Here is a 19,056-nt window from a genome sequence, read left to right on the forward strand (position 1 = left end):
TTTTCCTTTTTTGTGTAAAGTATAGAAATTTTAAATTTTAAAAAGAAGAAAAATTAAGAGGGCAAAAAGGCCCTTATGGTTTGTCTTGTTTCTCTTGGAAGAGCTTCTTGATTGCGCTGATACGAGCCTTCTGCGCCAACACATCACTGGTAACCACAGTCAAAGCTTCTTCAGGACACCACTTAACACATTGGGGACCGTCGGCTTTGTCTTTGCAGAGGTCGCAGACGTATACCCGTTTGGTTTCGGGGTGTAGCATCATAGCGCCGTAGTCGCAGGCTTCAATGCACCAGCCGCAGCCGTTGCATTTGTCTTTGTCTAAGACGATGTTGCCTGTGTCGTTTGCTTGAGAGAGGGCGTCACGTGGGCAGGCGGCGACGCATGCTGGTTCTTCGCAGAGTCTGCAGGTGACTGCCATGTTGGCTACTTGGCTGACTCGGACGACGCGTATGCGGGATTTCATGGGGTTGAAGCATTTTTCTTTGTTGAAGCTGCAGGCGTATTCGCAGACTTGGCAGCCAACGCATTTTTCGGGGTCAGCGGAAATGAATTTTCTTTGGTGAACTTTGACCATTTTTAATCCTCCTTGCCTTTCACTATGCTGGAATACTCTTCGAGTCCAAGCGCTTGCAGCTTTTCTTTACTGGGGATACCTTGCTTAGACCAGCCTCGGGCTTGATAGTAGTCATCCAATAAGAGGTTAAGTTCATCTTTGGTTACTACTGCACCTTTTACGGGTCCATCATCAGGGACTGGTAGATTCATAACTTTCCAAGGTAACGTGTCGTCTTTTCGGGTCAAGCCCTCGCGGAGGTTGATGAGTTTGGCTAAGTTGATTATACGTTCACCTACAAGGCTAAGTGCCTCTGCAGAAACATCGGCTCCAGTGACTAAATTATAGAGTTTAGCCATGTCCGCGACTTCTTTGTAGAGGGTACCCTTTGAGTTCTTGCAAATAATAAAAGAGTCAATTAAAGCAAAGATGTCTTCGCCGTCTTTGACGATTTTTCCGCGTCCTGCTTCCGCCTTCAAACGGTCAACTTTTCCTTTCAAGTCAACGGTGTAGGCGCCGCTTCGGTTTTGATCTGCGCCACGGAAGGAGACCGCCGCGGCTAATGCTGCAGTTTTAAGGCAACGTAAATCAAAGCCAGAGGCTTCTAAACCTTTAATGTGTTGGGCAAGCGGAACGAAATCTTTACCCATTTTTTCGGATGCTGCTTTAACGCCGTCTGCTAAAAGTTCACCGACGCCTTCGCGTTTGCCGATTTTCTCGACCAGTTGAACAACTGCTTCTGCGTTGCCGAAGTGGGCATCGATACCGCCGAGGTCATCGTGGTTTATTAGACCTTTTTCGTGGACTTCCATAAGGAAGCTTATGGCAACGCCAGTGCTGGTTGCGTCTAAGCCGTAGAAGTTGCAGAGTTCGGCGGCTTTAATGATTGCGTCAAGCCTGTCTACACCACAATTGGGACCAAGCGCCCAGAGGTTGTCATATTCCATACGTGCTAAGGTGCCTTTGTAGGGTCCTTCACGAACGGTTGCTTCGTGCTCACATCGCATGGCACAGGAGTTACAGCCGATGACCTTTGCGATGTAGCGTTCGTTTAGTAATTGGCCGCTGACTTTGTCTGCGTCTTCGAAATGAGCGTTAGTGAAGTTACGTGTGGGCATGCAGTAGAGTTCATTTTGTATCATAACGTTCTCGCTTGAGCCAAGAGTGCGGTACTTCTGTGCTGCGGGACCCTTCATACGTTCATGGAATTCTCGAACCATGTCGAGGAATTCTTCAGGTTTTGCAACGAACACGTCGCTGGTTCCCCGCACAGCAATAGCTTTGAGGTTTTTGCTGCCCATAACAGCGCCTAAACCGGTTCGTCCGGCAGCGCGGGTTTTTTCGTTAATGATATTGGCGATTTTGGATTGCAGCTCACCTGCTAAACCGATGGATGCTACACGGATGTAGTAGTCGCCAAGTTCTGTTTTTAGGGCATCCTCGGTTTCACCTGGAGATTTACCCCAAACATGTGATGCATCATAGAGCTGAACTGAGTCATCATCAATCCAGAGGTAAGAGGGCTTCTCAGCTTTGCCAGTTAAAATTATTGCGTCGTAGCCTGCGCGTTTGAGTTCAGTGCCGAAGGTGCCGTGGCTTACAGCTTCGCCTAAGGCGTTTGTTTCGGGTGATTTGGATATGAATGCATGTCCGTTTCCGCCTGTGGGGAACATGGTGCCTGCGATTGGTCCAACTGCTAAAACAAGCGGGTTTTCGGCGCTAAGGGGGTCTACGCCGGCTTTTGAGTTGTCTAGCCAAAGTTTCATGCCTAAACCGATTCCGCCGATGAACTTCTTTGCGACGTCTTCACTTAGTTTTTCGGTTCGGGTTTTCCCCGTAGCTAAATCAACGTGGAGGATTTTTCCTGAGTAACCTAGCAAACCTTTCTTCTCTCCGAGAGTTTAGAATATTTAGTGAAGGTGAAAAGTATATTAAGCTAATGGGTTCTTCGCGGTGAAATGCACGTTTTTATGTTCCTTTGGGCTCTGGCAGGGTATCAACTGCAAATATAGACAGCGCTATACCCAAAACCAAAAAAAGCGCCCGAAGGAAAGCTCACCTAAGAAAAGACAGGGGTTTATTTTTCGGCTTCCCGGGTTTGGAAGAGCTTCTTGATTGCGCTGATACGAGCCTTCTGCGCCAACACATCACTGGTAACCACAGTCAAAGCTTCTTCAGGACACCACTTAACGCACTGAGGACCATCAGAGCGGAATTTACAGAGGTCACAGACGTAGACTGTTTTGGTTTCGGGATGCATCATCATAGCGCCATAACTGCAGGCTTCCATACACCAGCCGCAACCGTTGCATTGGTCTTTGTCAATAATGATGTTGCCGTTAATGGGTGACTGTGAAAGGGCATCTCTTGGGCAGGCGGCGACGCAGGCGGGGTCTTGGCATAGACGGCAGGTAACAGCGATGTTTCGGACTTGATTATCCCGAACGACGCGGATACGTGATTTGACTGCGTTGAAAACTTTTTCTTTGGCAAATGAGCATGCGTATTCGCAGATTTGGCAACCGACGCATTTGTCAGGGTCAGCGGAAATGAATTTTCTTTCGTGCAGATTAACCATTTGTTTTAGTTCCTCCCTTCAACTAAGCTGGTATAGTTTTCAAGACCTAACTCTTTTAGGTGGAATGCTGAGGGTAAGCCCCGTTCGTTCCAGTTGCGGGCGTGATAGTAATCATCTAAGAGCAACTTGAGTTCAGCGGCAGTAACTACTGCACCTTTTGCGGGACCATCATCTGAGATGGGTTGATTCATAACTTTCCAAGGCAAAGTGTCGTCTTTGCGGGTTAAACCCTCGCGTGTGTTGATAAGTTTAGCAAGGGTCTGTATCCTTTCGCCTGCAACAGCCATTTCATGAGCTGTAACTTCAAAGCCTGTAACTACATTGTAGACTTTTGCGATGTCTTCTAAGTCGTTGTAGAATGTGCCTTTAGCGTTCTTGCAGACAATTAATGAATCAATCAAATTGAACATGTCTTCAAGGTCTTTAACGAGCTTACCGCGGCCCTTCTCGGCAACCAACCGGTCGACTTTCCCCTGTAAATCCAGATTGCAAGCGCCGCTACGGGAATGGTCTGCGCCACGGAAGGATACAGCAGCGGCTAAGGCGGCTGTTTTAAGTGACCGTAAGTCATAGCCAGTGGCTTCTAAACCTTTAATGTGCTGGGCTAGTTGGTCTGATTTTTTGCCGATTTTTTCTGAGGCAACCTTTACGCCATCCGCGAGCAGGTCACCGATGCCTTCACGTTTGCCGATTTGATCGATTAGTTTGATTAGGGCATTGGCATTGCCGAAGTGCGGGTCGATTCCTACAATTTCTTCGTGTGAGAGAAGCCCTTTTTCGTGGCAATCCATAAGAAAACCGATGACAGCGCCTGTGCTCTGTGCATCTAAACCATAGAAGGTGCATTTTTCTGTGGCTTTGATGATGAAGTTTAGTTGGTCTATACCACAGTTGGGACCAAACGCCCAAAGGTTATCGTATTCCATGCGTGCCATGGTTCCGACGTAATAGCCTTCTCGGATTATAGCTTCATGTTCACAACGCATAGCACAGGAGTTACATGCAATAATTTTGGCAATGAAATGTTCGTTTAAAACTTCGCTGCTGATTTTGTCAGCGTTCTCAAAGCGAGACTCGTTATAGTTGCGTGTTGGTAGACAAGTTAGGTTGTTATTGATTTCAAGGTTCTCGGTGGAACCCAAGGTGCGGTATTTCTGTGCCGCGGGACCCTTCATGCGTTCATGGAATTCTTCCACCAGATTCATGAATTCGGTCGGGTTTGCAACTGCAACATCATAGGTGCCGCGGACCGCGATGGCTTTGAGGTTTTTACTACCCATAACAGCACCCAAGCCAGTTCTGCCGGCAGCGCGGGTTTTGTCGTTAATTATGCTAGCAAGCTTTGACTGCTTCTCGCCTGCCAAACCAATAGCAGCTACTCGGACGTAGTGATCGCCAATTTCCTCTTTGATAGCGTCTTCGGTTTCGCCCGGAGACCTGCCCCAAAGGGTGCGGGCGTCACGTAGTTGCACATTGTCGTCATCAATCCAGAGGTATACAGGTTTGGGAGATTGACCTGTTATGATGACGGCGTCGTATCCGGCACGTTTAAATTCTGTACCGAAGGTGCCGTGACTTACGGCTTCGCCGACTCCGTTGGTTACGGGTGATTTTGAGATAAAGGCATGTCCGTTTCCGCCTGTTGGAAACATTGTGCCTGAAAGGGGACCTACGGCTAGTACGAGCGGGTTTTCTGGACTCAAGGGGCTCACGTTTGCCTTAGAGTTCGTTAGCCAAAGGTGCATTCCTAAGCCGATGCCGCCGATGTATTTCTTAGCGACGTCTTCGCTTAGTTTTTCGGTTCGGGTTTTACCCGTGGCTAAATCGACGAATAGTAGTCTTCCAGCATAACCAAACAATCGTTTCGTCTCCAACATTTTAAATTCATCAATTGAATGGAGAATATATTAAGCTAATGGGTTCTTTCGCTTGAAATTCATGGCATTCCTTGACGTTGGAGTTGCCAGCTCAGATAGCCGTTCTGAGTTATTTTTTAAACCGAATTTATGAGAAAAATCTGTTTTTGAAACAAAAAACATTCTAACCTGATTATTCAACTAAACGCAATTGAAAAAAAAGACAGGTTCCAATTCCCCTAAACAACATTGAATAAACAATACCCTTCAATATTAAACCTAAAGACTACCAGTATACGCAGCTTTTAAAAGCAAACTGATTAGGTATAAAATACCATATGACCGGCAGAAAAAAACTATGCATCAACGCCATAGGCTTCACACTATATGTACTCTGCATAGGCATAGCCCTTAGCATAACGATACTGTGGCTAAAAATACTAATAACAGGGTTAATAGCAGCCGTGACGGCAGGCCACATATATGCACTCTACCGTTACCGACACGCAAACAAACAACAAAAACAAAAAAGGGACGACCAAAAAACTCTATACCGCTACTACTATGACCGATGGTACACCCCGGCGGATTCAACAAGAATAGAACACGAGAAAGAAAAACTAAAAAAGTTATCCCGAAAACAAAAATAAAAAAAGAATCATTGGCTATTTTTGGTTGCCGCATCAAAAAGGTGCTTAACAGCTTTATTTCGACCCCTCTGCGCCAACGTCTCCGCATTCACAACAGTCAATGCATCGTTTGGACACCATTTGACGCACTGCGGCTCCTTTTCGTCATTTTCAGTGCAATTATTACAGAGGAAAACAACGCGCTTGCCGGGGTGAACAGTTATGGCACCGAATTGGCAAGCGTTGATGCACCAGCCGCAGCCGTTGCAGATTTCTTCGTTGACGCGGATGATGCCTGTGGCTTCTTCTTGAGTTAAGGCGTTTCGTGGGCAAGCTGCAACGCAGGCGGGGTGTTCACAGTGGCGACAACTGATAGCGAGGTTAGTTACAGGGTCAAGACGCATGGCACGGATACGGGATTTAGTTGGGTTAAAGGTTTTCTCGTTTGCCATGCTGCAGACGTATTCGCAGACCAGACAACCTGTGCATTTTTCAGGGTCAGCAGTTATGAATTTTCGGTCATGAGGTCGAACCACACTATGCGCCTCCCGTCACGGTTTGATTATTAGTGGTTTGAGCATTTTTGACGATAGAAGCTAAATCAGCTAAGCCAAGTGCTTGGAGACGATCAACCGTTGGGACGCCATCTTTAGTCCAGCCACGCGCTGCATAGTAGTAATCGAGACCCAATTGAAGTTCGGGGTCGGTTACGCAGACTCCATGTGTAGGACCACGGTCGGGTATAGGTTGCTTGATTTTATAGGGGACAGTGTCGTATTTGCGGGTGCCTTTGCCTTCTCGGATGTTGAAGAGGCGTGCAAGGTTTTCTACGCGGTCGCCTACTTGAGCTAATTCTTCGGCTGTCACCGAGATGCCAGTGGCAAGCGTGTAGTACGCGGCAAGTTCGGGGTAGCCTTTGTATATGGCGCGGCTGTAGTTGCACAGGATAAGCGAGTCCAAAACGTTGTACATTTGGGTTTCTTCCAGGACTATTTTGCCGCGGCCTGATTCGATTTTTAGGCGATTTACTTTTCCTGATATGTCAAGGGTAGCAGCGTTGCTTCTTAGCTGTGAGGCTCCTGAGTAGCTGACGCTAAATGCTAAAGCGGCGGTTTTGAGGCTTCGGATATCGTAGCCGGGTACTTCTAAGCCTTTGATGTTGCAAGCGTAATTCTCGGCTCCTTTACCGATTAATTCGGCTGCTTTAGCTGTGCCTTCAGCGAGGATGTTGCCAAGCCAGCCTTCCCGTGTGCCAATTTTTTGAATTATCTCAAGTAGTGCGTCGGCGTTTCCAAATTTGAGTTCTAAACCGTTGGTTTGCGCCCTTGTAAGTATACCGTGCTCGTATAGGTCCATGGCAAATGCCACTGTGACCCCAGTGGAGGTAACGTCTAAGCCGTACAGGTTGGCTAGATGAATAGCCTGGACTATTACGTCTAATTGGTCGATACCACAAAGGGGACCCATACTCCAAAGACCCTCAGAAGTGAGACGAACCGTAACACCTTTGAAAGGACCATCAGGCACAACCGCAATATGGTCACAGGACATACCGCAAGTTGCACATCCAACAATTTTTTTGACGTAAACGCCTGTCAGTTCTTCGCCGCTGATGTTGTCTATGCCTGCGAAGGCGGCGTTGGTCCAGTTTCGGGTCGGCAACGCAGAAAGCGCATTGAGGACTTCAACGTTTTCGGGGGTGCCTGCGGTTGTGTATTTTTTTGTTTCAGGGTCTTTCATGCGTTCAAAAATGATTTTGATGAATTCTCGAAAGCCCGCAAAGTCAGCGGCGCCCACGTCATGTGAACCTCGGATGGCGATGGCTTTGAGGTTTTTACTGCCCATAACGGCGCCTAGTCCTGTGCGCTCGGCACCGTGGAAGCCGTCATTAACTATGGAGGCAAATCGACAGAGTTTCTCTCCTGCTTCGCCGATGGTGGCGATGCGGATGTAGGGGTCTCCGAATTCATTTTGGATTATTTGCTCCGTTTCGTTGGAGGGTTTGTTTCTGAGTTTTTCGCTGCCGCGGATTTCGATTGTTTCGTCATCAATCCAAAGATAAGATAAACGGGAAGCTTTGCCCGTTATGACTATGGCGTCGTATCCGGCGCGTTTAAGTTCAGGACCGAAAAAGCCGTGAGCGACCGATTCGCCGACTCCGCCTGTGGCAGGGGATTTGGAGACCACGGCGTAGCAGCTGCCGCCTGTTGGAGCCAATGTACCCGTTAAAGGCCCTGTGGCGAAGACAAGGGGGTTATCAGGATGTAGAGGGTCGGTACCCGCTGAAGAGTTATCCATAAGTAAACGTATGCCTAAGCCGACGCCGCCGAGATAGGCTTTAGCCAAATCATTAGTGAGGGTTCTGGTTTTTGTTTGCCCAGTAGTGAGGTTAACATACAAGATTTTTCCTGCATAAGCAAACATGATGCTTCCTCAGTTAAGAAGACTCTTAGTTAATTGAAAACTATATTAATATAATGGGATACATGTTAAAAAAATTCCGAACAAACCAAAGCATTTCTGAATTAGAAGCGAAAACTTAAAGCCACCCCAAATCTTCCCAATCTAGTAGGCGAAAAACCTTTTGACACGCACCCAAAGCCTAAAAACAGCCGCTGCCAAACAAGGCAAACCTGACACATACGCAATTTTTAACCCCACAAACATAACCTACTACACCAACTTCCCAGCCGCAACCGCCCTGCTTATCCCGCCTGAAGGCAAAAACATCCTCTACGTCTCGGGAACCAACTATGAACAAGCCAAAGCCGAAGCCCAAAACGTGACCGTGGAACTGCTCCGTCGCGGGGAGAGCGTTTATGAAAAAATCGCACAGCAGGTCCCTAACATGAAAATCGGCGTGGACACGTTGAGTTTTGAGAGTTGGCGTTTATTTTCGAAAATCTTGGGGGGAGCGGACAAGCTTGATTCCGTTGGCAGCATTATTCGTGACCAGCGTGCCGTCAAAGACGCACAAGAAATCGAGCTTATCCAAGCTGCCTGCAAAATCGCGGATATAGGCATCCAAACAGCCGCGGAGTTCATCCGTCCCGGCTTAAAAGACAAAGAAGTTGCCGCTGAAGTGGAGTATGCAATGCGTAAGGCGGGGTCTGATGGCACTGCCTTTGAAACCATTGTGGCATCGGGGCATTGCTGCGCGTATCCTCATGGCACATTCACCGAGAAAACCATTCAAGAAGGCGACTTAGTGGTCGTGGACATTGGCGCCACCATCAAGTTTTACCGCTCCGACATAACCCGCACCTTCGCCGCAAACAGCCCCACCGAGAAACAACGCCGCATCTACGAAGCCGTAAAATTAGCCCACCAAGCAGCATACCAAAAAATCAAACCCCACGTCTTGGCACGGGAAGTAGATATGGCAGCAAGACAAGTGATTGAAACTGCTGGGTTCGCCGAATTCTTCGTACACAATCTGGGGCATGGAGTCGGCTTGGAGGTACATGAAGCGCCTGTGCTGAGTCCTGACAGCAAAGACCTCCTCGAAGAAGGCAACGTAGTCACAGATGAGCCAGGGGTTTATCTTCCTGGGTACGGCGGCGTCCGAATAGAAGATACCGTGCATGTCACGGAGAATGGCGCAGAAAAGTTAACACATGCGCCTATCGGGTTATCTGCGGAATTTCCTGAAAGAAAATAGCAAACCCACGGCAGCTGTCAGAGTCGTGGCAAAAGCCGCTATGATAAACACCGTTGGGGAGACAGAGGACAAAGGTGTTGGCTGCTGAGCTACAACAATAAAGGTGCATTGTGCAGAATTGTTAACCTGCCTGATTTGGTCGCTTTCTTGAATTTCTTGACCAAACGAATCGGAAAAAGCACTGTGTGTTAAGTTGCCAAAATACGCCAGCCCCTCTGCAGTAATTGTTACGCTGTGTTGCCCAGCGGATAGCTGCCCAAGATTAACAGAGTAATGGGAGATGCCGCTTTGGGGATTGTATATGTGGCTTGCTTTTAGTGGTGACTCTGAAATTTTGTTTGCGGCAATTTCAGGGTTATCGTCTAGCGAAAACCTAACATCCGTTAGTTGACCCATGGTGGTGGCATAAGACTCAGGGTAGAAACGATGTGATGTGCTGTACCAGTCAGTTATAGGCACAGACACCGTAAAATTAAGCCACACCTCACTGCCAATCCAGTGCTGCCCAGTCCAAGTGGGCGATTCGATGATAATTACGGGCGCGACGGGTTCATCGGACCAAGAACCACTCGGCATAAAAGGATTCGCCAAAGCAACCCCGACAAACAGCATAAACGTCAATGCCGCAATAACTGCAAAGCTTAACGGAAAGGCTTTCCTGTCCATGCCTATTCATCAGTTTCTCTTTTAATTTAAAAAGCTAAAAAGCGTTTTCGTCAAAGTTTCTTGACTAACGCAACAGTACAAAGACAAGCTATTGTTTAGGGCTTGAAGTATCTAGAGTACGTGTATGGCGCGAAGGTCATGTCTGTTTATGAGGTTATCCAAGAAATAGTCAAATAACTATTTGCGAGGGCGACGGCTGGTTTGGGTTATGGCGGCGCCGACAAGCACCCCAACAGCTAAGGCAACGGAAGCGATAGCGAAGGTTTCATGATGTATATCACCCAGTTGGAACCATACGCCAAACGTGACTTTCTGCTGATACAGAATCAAAAACGCCACAGCAAAAAAGACCACTGCGACAAGCACCGCTACCCAACGATTACTCACCAAAAATCGCCTAAGTGAACAAGGGAACGGTGGGGTTTAAAGTTAGCTGAAAAACGGCTGGAGCCTACGCGGGTTAGGTGTTCTTTGAAAGAACAAGCTTGTTCTTGGAGGAGAATTATGTGCCGCTCTGCCTGACTAGGAAGCGGCGAAAATCGAGAAAAAACTACTCACAGGGTCAGGTGGCTATTTCGGCGTCTGCGGCGCCGCCAATTAGATTGGTGATTCTTACTCGTACATGGCTGTTGAGTTTTGCGCCCTTTATGAAGACGGGAAAGTTTTTGATTTTGGCGACACCCTCCCCGTTGGGGGCAACATCAAAAATGTCAACTTCAAATTCGTCCCCAATATCCATTGGGTAGGCTACGCCTCTACCGCGGTTTTTGGCGTTTCTTGGTGCTCGTTTTTTTGGACTTATGGTTCAATTCCTCTGTTATAACACAATACAATCTAATGAGGCATAAGGCTTTTTCTTTAGAAGCCCAAAAAAGGATACGCACTATTATTCGTGAAATATAATGTGGGCCCGGCCGGATTTGAACCAGCGACCAACAGATTATGAGTCTGGCGCTCCACCGAGCTGAGCTACGGGCCCACAAGACTAACCTGCCTAATATTGCTCTCTCAAACCACATTTAAACATTTTCCGAGCCACACAACAACCCAGAGATAAATTAGAAAGGAAGACTTAAGTCAAGAAAATTTGACACCGCCAGTCAATAAAGGTTGACGACAAATCTTTTATCATTAAAGATGCGAAGAGGAAATGGCGAAAACAAGGTTGAAAACTTGGGGCGCAATCGGCATACTTCTTATGGTAGTTATAGCGTTTGTGCCGCTCTCCAGCGCGGACTGGCCCATGTTTCATTCTAATCCAGCCAAAGATGGCATTGGCACAGGTGCGCCAATATACAGTTTAACGTTACTCTGGAACTTCTCCACAGGAGACACTGTAAACACATCGCCTACGGTAGTCAATGGCACAGTGTATGTGACTGCAGGCGGCTATATCTATGCTTTAAACGCTGCCACGGGGGTTCAGCAATGGAGATATCGCCCCGTAGACAACTCAATGGATTCTTCTCCCGCAGTCGATAATGGCATAGTCTATGTAATGGGTGGACCACGAAAGGTCTATGCAGTTAATGCATCAAACGGAGAGTTTCTGTGGGGCTCACAAATTTATGAAGATTTTGCTTCACCGCCAACTGTGGCAAACGGGATTGTTTACATAGGCACACGTAATACCTATCACCTACCAGATTTTTTGGCGTTCAACGCCACCACAGGAGTTCAAATTTGGAATTTCACTACCGGGCAAGGCGGCGCCGAATATAGTTCTCCCGCAGTAGTTAACGGCATAGTCTACTTTGGAGCAGAAGATGGCTGCGTTTACGCATTAAATGCTACTAACGGTTTTCAAATCTGGAAGTACACCGCCTATTCAAGCGCCATTATCACTTCGTCGCCTGCAGTTATCGACAACACGGTTTACATAGCCATTAGCGGTCATGAACTTAACACCTATACTTTGTTTGCGTTGAACGCTAGCACGGGAGAAAGATTTTGGAGTTATACCTCTAGTGGGGGTCAGAATTATTTTACAACTTCTCCCGCTGTTGCGAATGGTGTTATATACATCGGTTCAAGAGACGGCGATGTGTATGCTTTTAACGCTTTAACTGGCGCACAAATCTGGAAAGTAACGGCAGGCACTTGGCTTTTTTCGTCACCAGCAGTCGTTGATACTGTGCTTTACTTAGGTTCAGGTGACGGAAATGTTTACGCATTAAACTGCAGTGACGGCAGTTTAATCTCAAATTATACGGTTAATAACATTCCCGGCAGGTGGGTTTATTCATCTCCCGCAGTTGTCAACGGCGTTGTATACATAGGCTCAGGCGACCATAACGTCTATGCCTTAAATGGATCACTCGAACCTTTACCTCCGAAGGCGACGCCCACCCCGACAATCCAACCCACATCGTCCTCCACAAAAACCTCAACGCCAGCACCAACGCCAAAACCTACTACAACCCCTTCATCTAAACCACCAACCCCAACCCAAACGCCCGATATAACAATAATACAAGCAATAAAAAACAACGGAGAAAACGTGACCCTAAACATCGAGGGCAATATTACCTATGCACAAATCTTAGGCACCACCATAACTAACAATGAGTCAACACTCACCACAACCGTTGGGTTCACATTAACTGGACAAACAGGAACAGCAGGCTTCGGTAACATAACCCTTCCAAGAAGCGCCATACCCTACGGAACCACGCCCACCATCTACATTGATAACCAAAAAACCCAAACCCAAGGCTTCACCCAAGACGCAGACAACTATTACGTTTGGTTTACAACCCACTTCAGCACCCATAACGTCTCAATCGTGTTCGCCGCAGCATCAGCCGAGGTACAGCCTCAAACGTTCCTTCAACCAGTAATTATTGCAGTAATGGCAGTGATAGTTCTCATAGCATTAGGTGCATTAGGGATTCAGTTAAGAAAAGCAAAAAGTTAAGGTTTACCGAACCATTTTTGGACCCATGCAGTGTACATGGAGAGGCACTCTTTTTGGTAGGCGTCTTCGCTTTCTTCGCGCAGGCAACTGGCGAGTTCGAGGTTGCGGCTAAGTTCAGCTTGGGCTTCTTGGAGCGCGGTTTGCACGTCGTCAAGCATGTCGTTGCCGCCTTGGGCGTAGTCTTTTAGTGCTGCTTGCAGGAATGCGCGTTTTTGTTGGATTAATTCTTGGATTTTGCCATCAACCATACATGTTTCCTCGGTTAGGGTGGGATGGCTTGTTTAGCTTCACGGGTTGATTTGAATGTTTCCCACCCACCGCAACTCAAACAGTTGTTCAGTTTTTTATGCAGAACCCAGATAAGCCCCGTATATCACTATCAAGCTACCGATAACTAAGTTTTGGTGAGAGTATGGTTTTTGAACAAGCAGCCCAAACCCAAGACATCCCAGCGGGACAAATGAAAGCAGTCAAAATTGGAACCCAAGAGGTTTTAATCGCAAACATAAACGGCGCCTTCTATGCGGTCAGCAACGTGTGCACCCATCAAGGCGGCAACCTCTCTAAAGGCAAACTAGAAGGCAACGTCATAACCTGCCCTAGACACAAAGCCCAATTTGACTTAACCAATGGCAAAGTCGTTTCGCCGCCAAAAATCATGTTTATGCACCCAACAATCAGCGACCTGCCTACGTTCACTGCAAAAGTCGAAGGCAACAAAATCCTAATAGAACTCAAATAGCCACGTCACTGCTGAGTTCGCTCATAATGGTAGAGGTATTCCTGTGCGTAGCCAGCGTATTTGCCGAAGTAGCTTCGGGCGAAGTCGCCGATTTTTTGGTATTCCCCATTGGTTAAGGAATTGCGGCTCTGCATCTTCGCCACCAACTCAGGGGGAAAATGGTTAGCATAATATTTGAGGACAACACGCTTCACCCAGACATCCACGGGAAACGCTTCGGTTTTCTCCAACGAAAACAGCAACACACAATCCGCGACCTTCAAGCCTACCCCAAGAAAACCCAACAGCACATTACGCGCTTGCAGATAGGGAAGAGCCTGAAGGTCATTGAGGTTTATGTGTTCGTCACAGATTTTACGCGCCGTCCCCTGCACATACTTAGCCCGAAAACCCAAACCACACTCCCGCAAACCGTTTTCGCTTGCCACAGCCAACCTCTCTGCAGAGGGAAGGAGATAGAAGTCTTTGCCGTCGAAAACCCGTTTCTCACCAAATTTAAAAGCCATTTTGGAAAGCATTTGTTCGATGGCAGGGATGTTTTTCTGGATAGAACAAATAAAGCCGATTAGGCACGCCCAAGGTTCCTGCCGCACCAACCGCAACCCACCAAACCGCTCAAGCGCCTGCTCGATGACGGGGTCTTTGTTGATGCTTTGGCTGATTTGAGTTAAGTCGTCGTTTAAGCCGAAGTAGTGCCGCACAAACTCCTCCGATGCGCCTTCAAACTCTAGTTGGTTGTCGCATTGGCGGATTTTTATGATGTTGTCGCCGACGACGCCGTACCACCAGTTGCCCATTTTCTTCCAGCGGAAAACCTGCCCACAGCACAGCGAGAAATCCAAGTCAAACGCTACATCAAGCCGCATGCCTATTGCTCCATGAATTTGTCGGGTTTTGGCACCTCGGGCACTAATCCTTTGCGTCGGCGTAGGTCTCGGATGACTTCGGCGGCGAGTTTGGGGGGCAGGGTTTCCCAGTGGTCAAAGAGCAACTGCCAAAACGCTCTACCTGAGGTGGCTGAGCGAAGTTCTTTGGAGAAGCCAAACGTTTCAGCGACGGGGATGTAGCCTGTGATGTGGGTTAGGAGACCTTTTTGTTCGTATTGGGTGACTTTGCCGCGTCGGGTGCACAGTATTCGGGAGGATTCGCTGGCGAGTTCGGCGGCGACGGTTATGATGATTTTGTAGATGGGTTCTTGCAGGATGGGGTCGGCTGTGAGGAAGCTGCCAAAGACGGCTTTGCCGATGCCCCGCATCACTTCTTGGTCGCCTAATTCTGTTTCGCCGAGTTGGAAGTCGGTTAAGGTGGCTTTGACTTGGCGGAGGGGTTCACCGCACTGTGGTCCCGCTTGGCACGCGTATTTGAAGCCCGCGACAACGGCGTCTAAAACCTCTGGGGGGATGGATTGTGCTTTGCCTGAGCCGTCTATGAGTAGGTTTTGGTGCTCATCAACAGATAAGACTACGCCTGAATCCTTAGGGGGGGTTTCTGTTTGGGGAGCAACCGTTATCCAGAAGCTGTGCAGCTTATTGGGGCTCTTAGCCAACGCAACCACACCCTCCGCCTGCACACTCTCCATGTAAACCACCCGCGGAGAAGAAACACCAACCTCAAAGCCCAAGAGCCGCCTGAGCTGGTTGATGGCGACTTCCAGATGCAACTCGCCCATGCCACTAAGCAAGTATTCTCCAGTTTGTTTGTCTAGGGAGGTTTTGAGGTTCGGATCCTCTGAGGCTAATCGCTGCAGACCCTCGAGGAGCAGGGGGATGTCTTGGGGGTTTTTGGGTTCTACTACCAAAGTCACCACTGGCTCCGAAACGTAGGTTATAGCTTCGAAAGGCACCATACCCTCCTTGTAAGAGGAGTCGATAAGTGTTTCTCCTGCCGCTACCTTGCCTGTGAGAGTCACTGACGCCAAGTTCCCCGCGGAGATTTCTGGAACAGCTTCCCGAAAAGAACCCATGTCAACCGCGATTGTTTTGACCTCAACTTCAGCGTTGGCGTTGACAAGATGAAGGTGGTCGCCAACTTTGAGGGTACCTGAAAACACTCTACCAGATGCGACGGTGTCGCCGTTGGATTCGTTGTGGATGTTAGTTACAAACATAACAGCTGGGGCGGTATCGCTGCATTCTGAGAGTGCCTTGCCCATCTTTGAGTGGACTGAACCGCACCAGATTTTGCCCGTTCGATAAGCTTGGGCTTCCCGCGGGTTAGGAAGCTGCTTGATTGCCAACTCAAAAATCGCCCCGTAAACAGGCAAAACCTGCTGTATCTTACTATGTTTGCCGTTGACGTAGGCTTGGATTATTTCGGAAAATTTGATGCCCCTCTGCTTAGCCATGCCCAACGTGAAGCCCCAGCCATGCAATGCAGAACCGAACGCAACATTGCCAGCGGCAGCGCTGATTTTCCATTTCGACCTGAAGGGGGCTTCGGCATAGACTTCAAGCAAATCGTTGAAACCCCCGATAATGTGGTTGAGTTTGCCTTGGAGCTGTTCCTCAGTGAGTTGAAGTTCGGTGATGAGACGGTCCACCTTGTTGATGAAAAGTACGGGGCGGACGCGTTCCTCAAGCGCTTGACGAAGAAGCACCTCGGTTTGCGCCATAATCTCCTCCACTGCATCCACCACCACAACAGCGCCATCGATTACGCGGAGTGCACGGGTGACTTTGCCTGTGAAATCCACGTGCCCGGGTGTGTCGATGAGGTTGATGATGTAGGCCTGGTCGGGTTGGCGGGTGAGGAGGCTTATGTTAGCGGTTTTGATGGTGATTTTGCGCTTTTGCTCTTCAGCCAAATAATCCAAAACCCGTGCGGTTCCAGCCATCTGAACCGAAAGTAACCCCGCTCCCGCGAGCAGTGAATCAGCAAGCGTGGTTTTGCCGTGATCGATGTGGGCGATTATGCCGATGTTTCGGATGGCTTGCTTTTTAGCCATTAACTGCTGAATTTCTTGGATATGCTTGAACCGCGGCATACAAAACCCCCTTAGAAAGCTAATTTGAAATGGCTGCCTATAAATTTAATATTTACACTCAGGAGAGGCGAAAAGGCTTATTCTTCTCAACGCCATGTTTGTGCGAGCAACATGCCCAAAAAACCCGCAGTAATCCCCATTGACCAGCTTGGAGAAGCCCCCTACGCCGCCGTAGTCTGCTATCCCAGAGCCACCGCAGCCGAAATCAAGCAACGCATAGAAGAACTTGGGCAGCACAGCATCGAAGCGCTCGAGTTTAATGGGCAAGCGGAGGCGTTTGGCGTTCCTATACTTGGCAAAGGCTACGTGGGCATCGTTGTGGTCGGTCACCTGAAGGGAACGCGGGTAGCGGTGAAGATGCGGCGGGTAGACGCGGACCGCGTAGACCTAAAAGCGGAAGCCGAGTTGCTCCAACGCGCCAACGTGGTGGGTGCGGGTCCAAAATTCATCGGTGTTAGCGGGAACTTTATGGTTTCGGAGCTTGTGGATGGGGATTTGCTGGTGGATTGGCTCAAAAAAGCCCCCGCCAAAGCGGAGGTTCGGAGGGTTTTGGGGGACATTTTGGAGCAGTGCTGGCGACTTGACGAAGCAGGCTTAGACCATGGCGAACTCAGCAAAGCACCCAAACACCTCCTCATCAACAACACGGGCAAACCCTACATTGTAGATTTTGAATCCGCCAGCCCCGCCCGCAAAGTCATCAATGTCACATCGGTTTGTCAGTACCTCTTCCAAGGCCGCAGTGACGCACACCAAGCCATTGCACAGGTTTTGGGTGAAAAAAACTGGGATGAGTTAGTGGCTGCTTTGAGGAAATATGGAAAGGAGAGAAACCGAACCAATTTCGACGCCTTAATGAAGCTCTGCTTATCGGATGTTCTTTAAGCATATAGTCTACTCAGAGCAGCTTATGGAGCGATACTAGAAGTCAAAGGGCGAAACAAGTAAGCTTTATACTCTGCAACCTCCGAGATGAAACAGTGGCTAGTGTGAAGCGAAACACCGCTATCTCGTTGATCTTCATTATGCTCCTTGTAGCCTCTACTTTTGAAGTAAACCTAAGCAATGTTTTCGCTAAATGCCAATCGCAGGGGTTCTCTGAAAAATGGCTTTCCTCTAATGCAGGGGATGAAGATACAATTCACTCCGTCATTACCGAAAATGGGTACATCTATGTTGCGGCAGGCGGAATCTTTGAGGGTAGCAGACTTTACTGCCTAAATGCAGATACGGGTAGCCAAGTATGGAATTATAGTATATGGTATCTTTGTTTCAGTGTTGCTAAGGGCGTTATCTATGTCGGGGGTTCCCACGTTTACAATACCGCGGGGAGTATTCTCTGTCTTGATGCCTCAAACGGTGCCCAATTGTGGAAAAGCGACCTGAATGGAAAAATCGACAAAATAGCGGTGGTTGGAGACTGCGTATACGTTATGGCAGATAGCACTGTATATTCATTTAATGCTGAAACAGGCGCAAAAAACTGGGATTATTCGGTTCCTAAAGGCAATAAGCTTGGGTCCTTTTCGGTTGGCGTGGGATATATTTGTGCAGTCAGCATAACAGACGACCAAAATTCCAGTTCATACCTCAACTATGTTTATGCATTAAATGCTTCCAGCGGTCAACCAGTATGGACCCAAAAAATCTTAGGTAACACTTCACCTTCAAGCTATGCCTATTCAATTAGCGCATCCAATGGAACAGACTTTGTTCTTCAAAAGATTTATTCACAAAACATCGCTGGCTCGGGCAATGTATATGCATTTGACGCCCAAAATGGGACGTTACTAGGAAGTATGGAATCGTTGGCACTCCCAGCGACTTTACCGTTGAGAATAACGTTGTTTATGGTGCCACAAGTTCGGGGGTTTTCGCGGTGAACGCATCAAACGGTAACGAACTCTGGAACTATGAAGGCAACTCACAGTTCGGAACACTCATCACTGATAAGGACTTCCTGTATGTTAGTTCTACCAAAGGCGTTTGCTGCTTTAATGCTGGAAAGGGCGTTTTGATTTGGGATTACCAAGCTATTGACTATAATTCTAACCCCACCGACGGAAGCATGGTTGATGAACTATTGCCAACAACCCCAACATTGAGGGATGGAATAATTTACTTCGGCTGGAACGGCCCACAGAGGTGGCTAGACACAACAGAGCATAAATTTTATGCAATAAATGCTTACTCGGGGGAGGTTCTTTGGACGGATACCCTTGCGTACCGCTTCCAAGCAACGCCAGTGGTTTATAACGATACGCTCTACCTTGGCGGTTCGGCGGTGACTACAAAGAGCATGACGGGGGTAGGTGCAGGCGCTGTTATTGCTTTAACGCCAGATGTCACAGCTATAGAGCAAAAAAACCATGAGGTTACATCTATAATTATTGTTTTAACTATACTAATCATCACCGTCTTGTTATCCATTCTATTTATCATTCGAAAAACAAGGAAAAGATAACAAAAAA

At 48.0% G+C, this 19,056-nt stretch carries 19 protein-coding genes and 1 tRNA gene; 7 read left to right on the forward strand and 13 right to left on the reverse strand.

Features of this window, described 5'->3' with window-relative positions:
• Positions 1–73: 73 nt before the first annotated feature.
• The 4 genes from NWE92_08100 to NWE92_08115 form a co-directional block, all read right to left on the reverse strand.
• Positions 74–574: a 4Fe-4S dicluster domain-containing protein gene (locus NWE92_08100; GenBank protein MCW4029593.1), complete on the reverse strand. Its 501-nt coding sequence runs from the start codon at positions 572–574 to the stop codon at positions 74–76.
• A 2-nt stretch (positions 575–576) separates the two neighbouring features.
• Positions 577–2,433 (reverse strand): aldehyde ferredoxin oxidoreductase family protein, encoded by a 1,857-nt coding sequence (locus NWE92_08105; protein ID MCW4029594.1) that lies wholly within the window; start codon positions 2,431–2,433, stop codon positions 577–579.
• A gap of 197 nt (positions 2,434–2,630) precedes the next feature.
• Entirely contained in the window at positions 2,631–3,131 is a 501-nt protein-coding gene (locus tag NWE92_08110; protein ID MCW4029595.1) for a 4Fe-4S dicluster domain-containing protein, read from the reverse strand.
• Positions 3,132–3,136: 5 nt separating this feature from the next.
• A complete protein-coding gene (locus NWE92_08115) occupies positions 3,137–5,008 on the reverse strand; it encodes an aldehyde ferredoxin oxidoreductase family protein (GenBank protein ID MCW4029596.1) in 1,872 nt (623 codons plus the stop codon).
• Positions 5,009–5,325: 317 nt separating this feature from the next.
• Here NWE92_08115 and NWE92_08120 point away from each other — a divergent pair, with 317 nt between their 5' ends.
• A complete protein-coding gene (locus NWE92_08120) occupies positions 5,326–5,637 on the forward strand; it encodes a hypothetical protein (protein ID MCW4029597.1) in 312 nt (103 codons plus the stop codon).
• A gap of 8 nt (positions 5,638–5,645) precedes the next feature.
• On the opposite strand, the gene NWE92_08125 is transcribed toward NWE92_08120, so the two are convergent.
• Both NWE92_08125 and NWE92_08130 read right to left on the reverse strand, forming a co-directional pair.
• A complete protein-coding gene (locus NWE92_08125; GenBank protein ID MCW4029598.1) occupies positions 5,646–6,152 on the reverse strand; it encodes a 4Fe-4S dicluster domain-containing protein in 507 nt (168 codons plus the stop codon).
• Position 6,153: 1 nt separating this feature from the next.
• Positions 6,154–8,040 carry an aldehyde ferredoxin oxidoreductase family protein gene (locus tag NWE92_08130; GenBank protein MCW4029599.1) on the reverse strand — a complete coding sequence of 629 codons (1,887 nt, stop codon included), beginning with the start codon at positions 8,038–8,040 and terminating at the stop codon, positions 6,154–6,156.
• Between the two features lie 160 nt (positions 8,041–8,200).
• Here NWE92_08130 and NWE92_08135 point away from each other — a divergent pair, with 160 nt between their 5' ends.
• The gene (locus tag NWE92_08135; GenBank protein ID MCW4029600.1) at positions 8,201–9,277 is read left to right on the forward strand and encodes an aminopeptidase P family protein; all 1,077 of its coding nucleotides are present in this window, start codon (positions 8,201–8,203) and stop codon (positions 9,275–9,277) included.
• On the opposite strand, the gene NWE92_08140 is transcribed toward NWE92_08135, so the two are convergent.
• The 4 genes from NWE92_08140 to NWE92_08155 all read right to left on the reverse strand — a co-directional run bounded on the left by NWE92_08140 (position 9,248) and on the right by NWE92_08155 (position 10,922).
• On the reverse strand, positions 9,248–9,943 hold the full coding sequence (locus NWE92_08140; GenBank protein ID MCW4029601.1) for a hypothetical protein: 696 nt from the start codon (positions 9,941–9,943) through the stop codon (positions 9,248–9,250). The genes NWE92_08135 and NWE92_08140 overlap by 30 nt on opposite strands.
• Before the next feature lie 177 nt (positions 9,944–10,120).
• A complete protein-coding gene (locus NWE92_08145) occupies positions 10,121–10,330 on the reverse strand; it encodes a hypothetical protein (protein ID MCW4029602.1) in 210 nt (69 codons plus the stop codon).
• Positions 10,331–10,505: 175 nt separating this feature from the next.
• Positions 10,506–10,682 carry a TRAM domain-containing protein gene (locus NWE92_08150; GenBank protein MCW4029603.1) on the reverse strand — a complete coding sequence of 59 codons (177 nt, stop codon included), beginning with the start codon at positions 10,680–10,682 and terminating at the stop codon, positions 10,506–10,508.
• Between the two features lie 166 nt (positions 10,683–10,848).
• Positions 10,849–10,922: transfer RNA gene (locus NWE92_08155), tRNA-Ile, on the reverse strand.
• 171 nt (positions 10,923–11,093) lie between these two features.
• On the opposite strand from NWE92_08155, the gene NWE92_08160 reads away from it, so the two are divergent.
• On the forward strand, positions 11,094–12,860 hold the full coding sequence (locus NWE92_08160; protein MCW4029604.1) for a PQQ-binding-like beta-propeller repeat protein: 1,767 nt from the start codon (positions 11,094–11,096) through the stop codon (positions 12,858–12,860).
• On the opposite strand, the gene NWE92_08165 is transcribed toward NWE92_08160, so the two are convergent.
• On the reverse strand, positions 12,857–13,108 hold the full coding sequence (locus tag NWE92_08165; GenBank protein MCW4029605.1) for a hypothetical protein: 252 nt from the start codon (positions 13,106–13,108) through the stop codon (positions 12,857–12,859). The genes NWE92_08160 and NWE92_08165 overlap by 4 nt on opposite strands.
• 164 nt (positions 13,109–13,272) lie before the next feature.
• On the opposite strand from NWE92_08165, the gene NWE92_08170 reads away from it, so the two are divergent.
• The gene (locus NWE92_08170; protein MCW4029606.1) at positions 13,273–13,602 is read left to right on the forward strand and encodes a non-heme iron oxygenase ferredoxin subunit; all 330 of its coding nucleotides are present in this window, start codon (positions 13,273–13,275) and stop codon (positions 13,600–13,602) included.
• Positions 13,603–13,607: 5 nt separating this feature from the next.
• On the opposite strand, the gene NWE92_08175 is transcribed toward NWE92_08170, so the two are convergent.
• Entirely contained in the window at positions 13,608–14,468 is an 861-nt protein-coding gene (locus NWE92_08175; GenBank protein ID MCW4029607.1) for an 8-oxoguanine DNA glycosylase, read from the reverse strand.
• A 2-nt stretch (positions 14,469–14,470) separates the two neighbouring features.
• Positions 14,471–16,585 (reverse strand): GTP-binding protein, encoded by a 2,115-nt coding sequence (locus tag NWE92_08180; GenBank protein ID MCW4029608.1) that lies wholly within the window; start codon positions 16,583–16,585, stop codon positions 14,471–14,473.
• 111 nt (positions 16,586–16,696) lie between these two features.
• Between NWE92_08180 and NWE92_08185 the strand changes: the two genes are divergently transcribed.
• From NWE92_08185 to NWE92_08195, 3 genes are all read left to right on the forward strand, one after another.
• Positions 16,697–17,470 carry a serine/threonine protein kinase gene (locus NWE92_08185; GenBank protein ID MCW4029609.1) on the forward strand — a complete coding sequence of 258 codons (774 nt, stop codon included), beginning with the start codon at positions 16,697–16,699 and terminating at the stop codon, positions 17,468–17,470.
• A gap of 104 nt (positions 17,471–17,574) precedes the next feature.
• Complete coding sequence (locus tag NWE92_08190) at positions 17,575–18,468, forward strand: PQQ-binding-like beta-propeller repeat protein (protein ID MCW4029610.1); 894 nt, start codon at positions 17,575–17,577, stop codon at positions 18,466–18,468.
• Positions 18,390–19,049, forward strand: a complete 660-nt coding sequence (locus NWE92_08195; GenBank protein MCW4029611.1) for a PQQ-binding-like beta-propeller repeat protein — start codon at positions 18,390–18,392, stop codon at positions 19,047–19,049. The genes NWE92_08190 and NWE92_08195 overlap by 79 nt, the downstream gene beginning before the upstream one ends.
• The last annotated feature ends 7 nt before the right edge of the window (positions 19,050–19,056 follow it).

This window comes from Candidatus Bathyarchaeota archaeon (genome assembly GCA_026014745.1).
Taxonomy (GTDB): Archaea; Thermoproteota; Bathyarchaeia; order Bathyarchaeales; family Bathycorpusculaceae; genus Bathycorpusculum.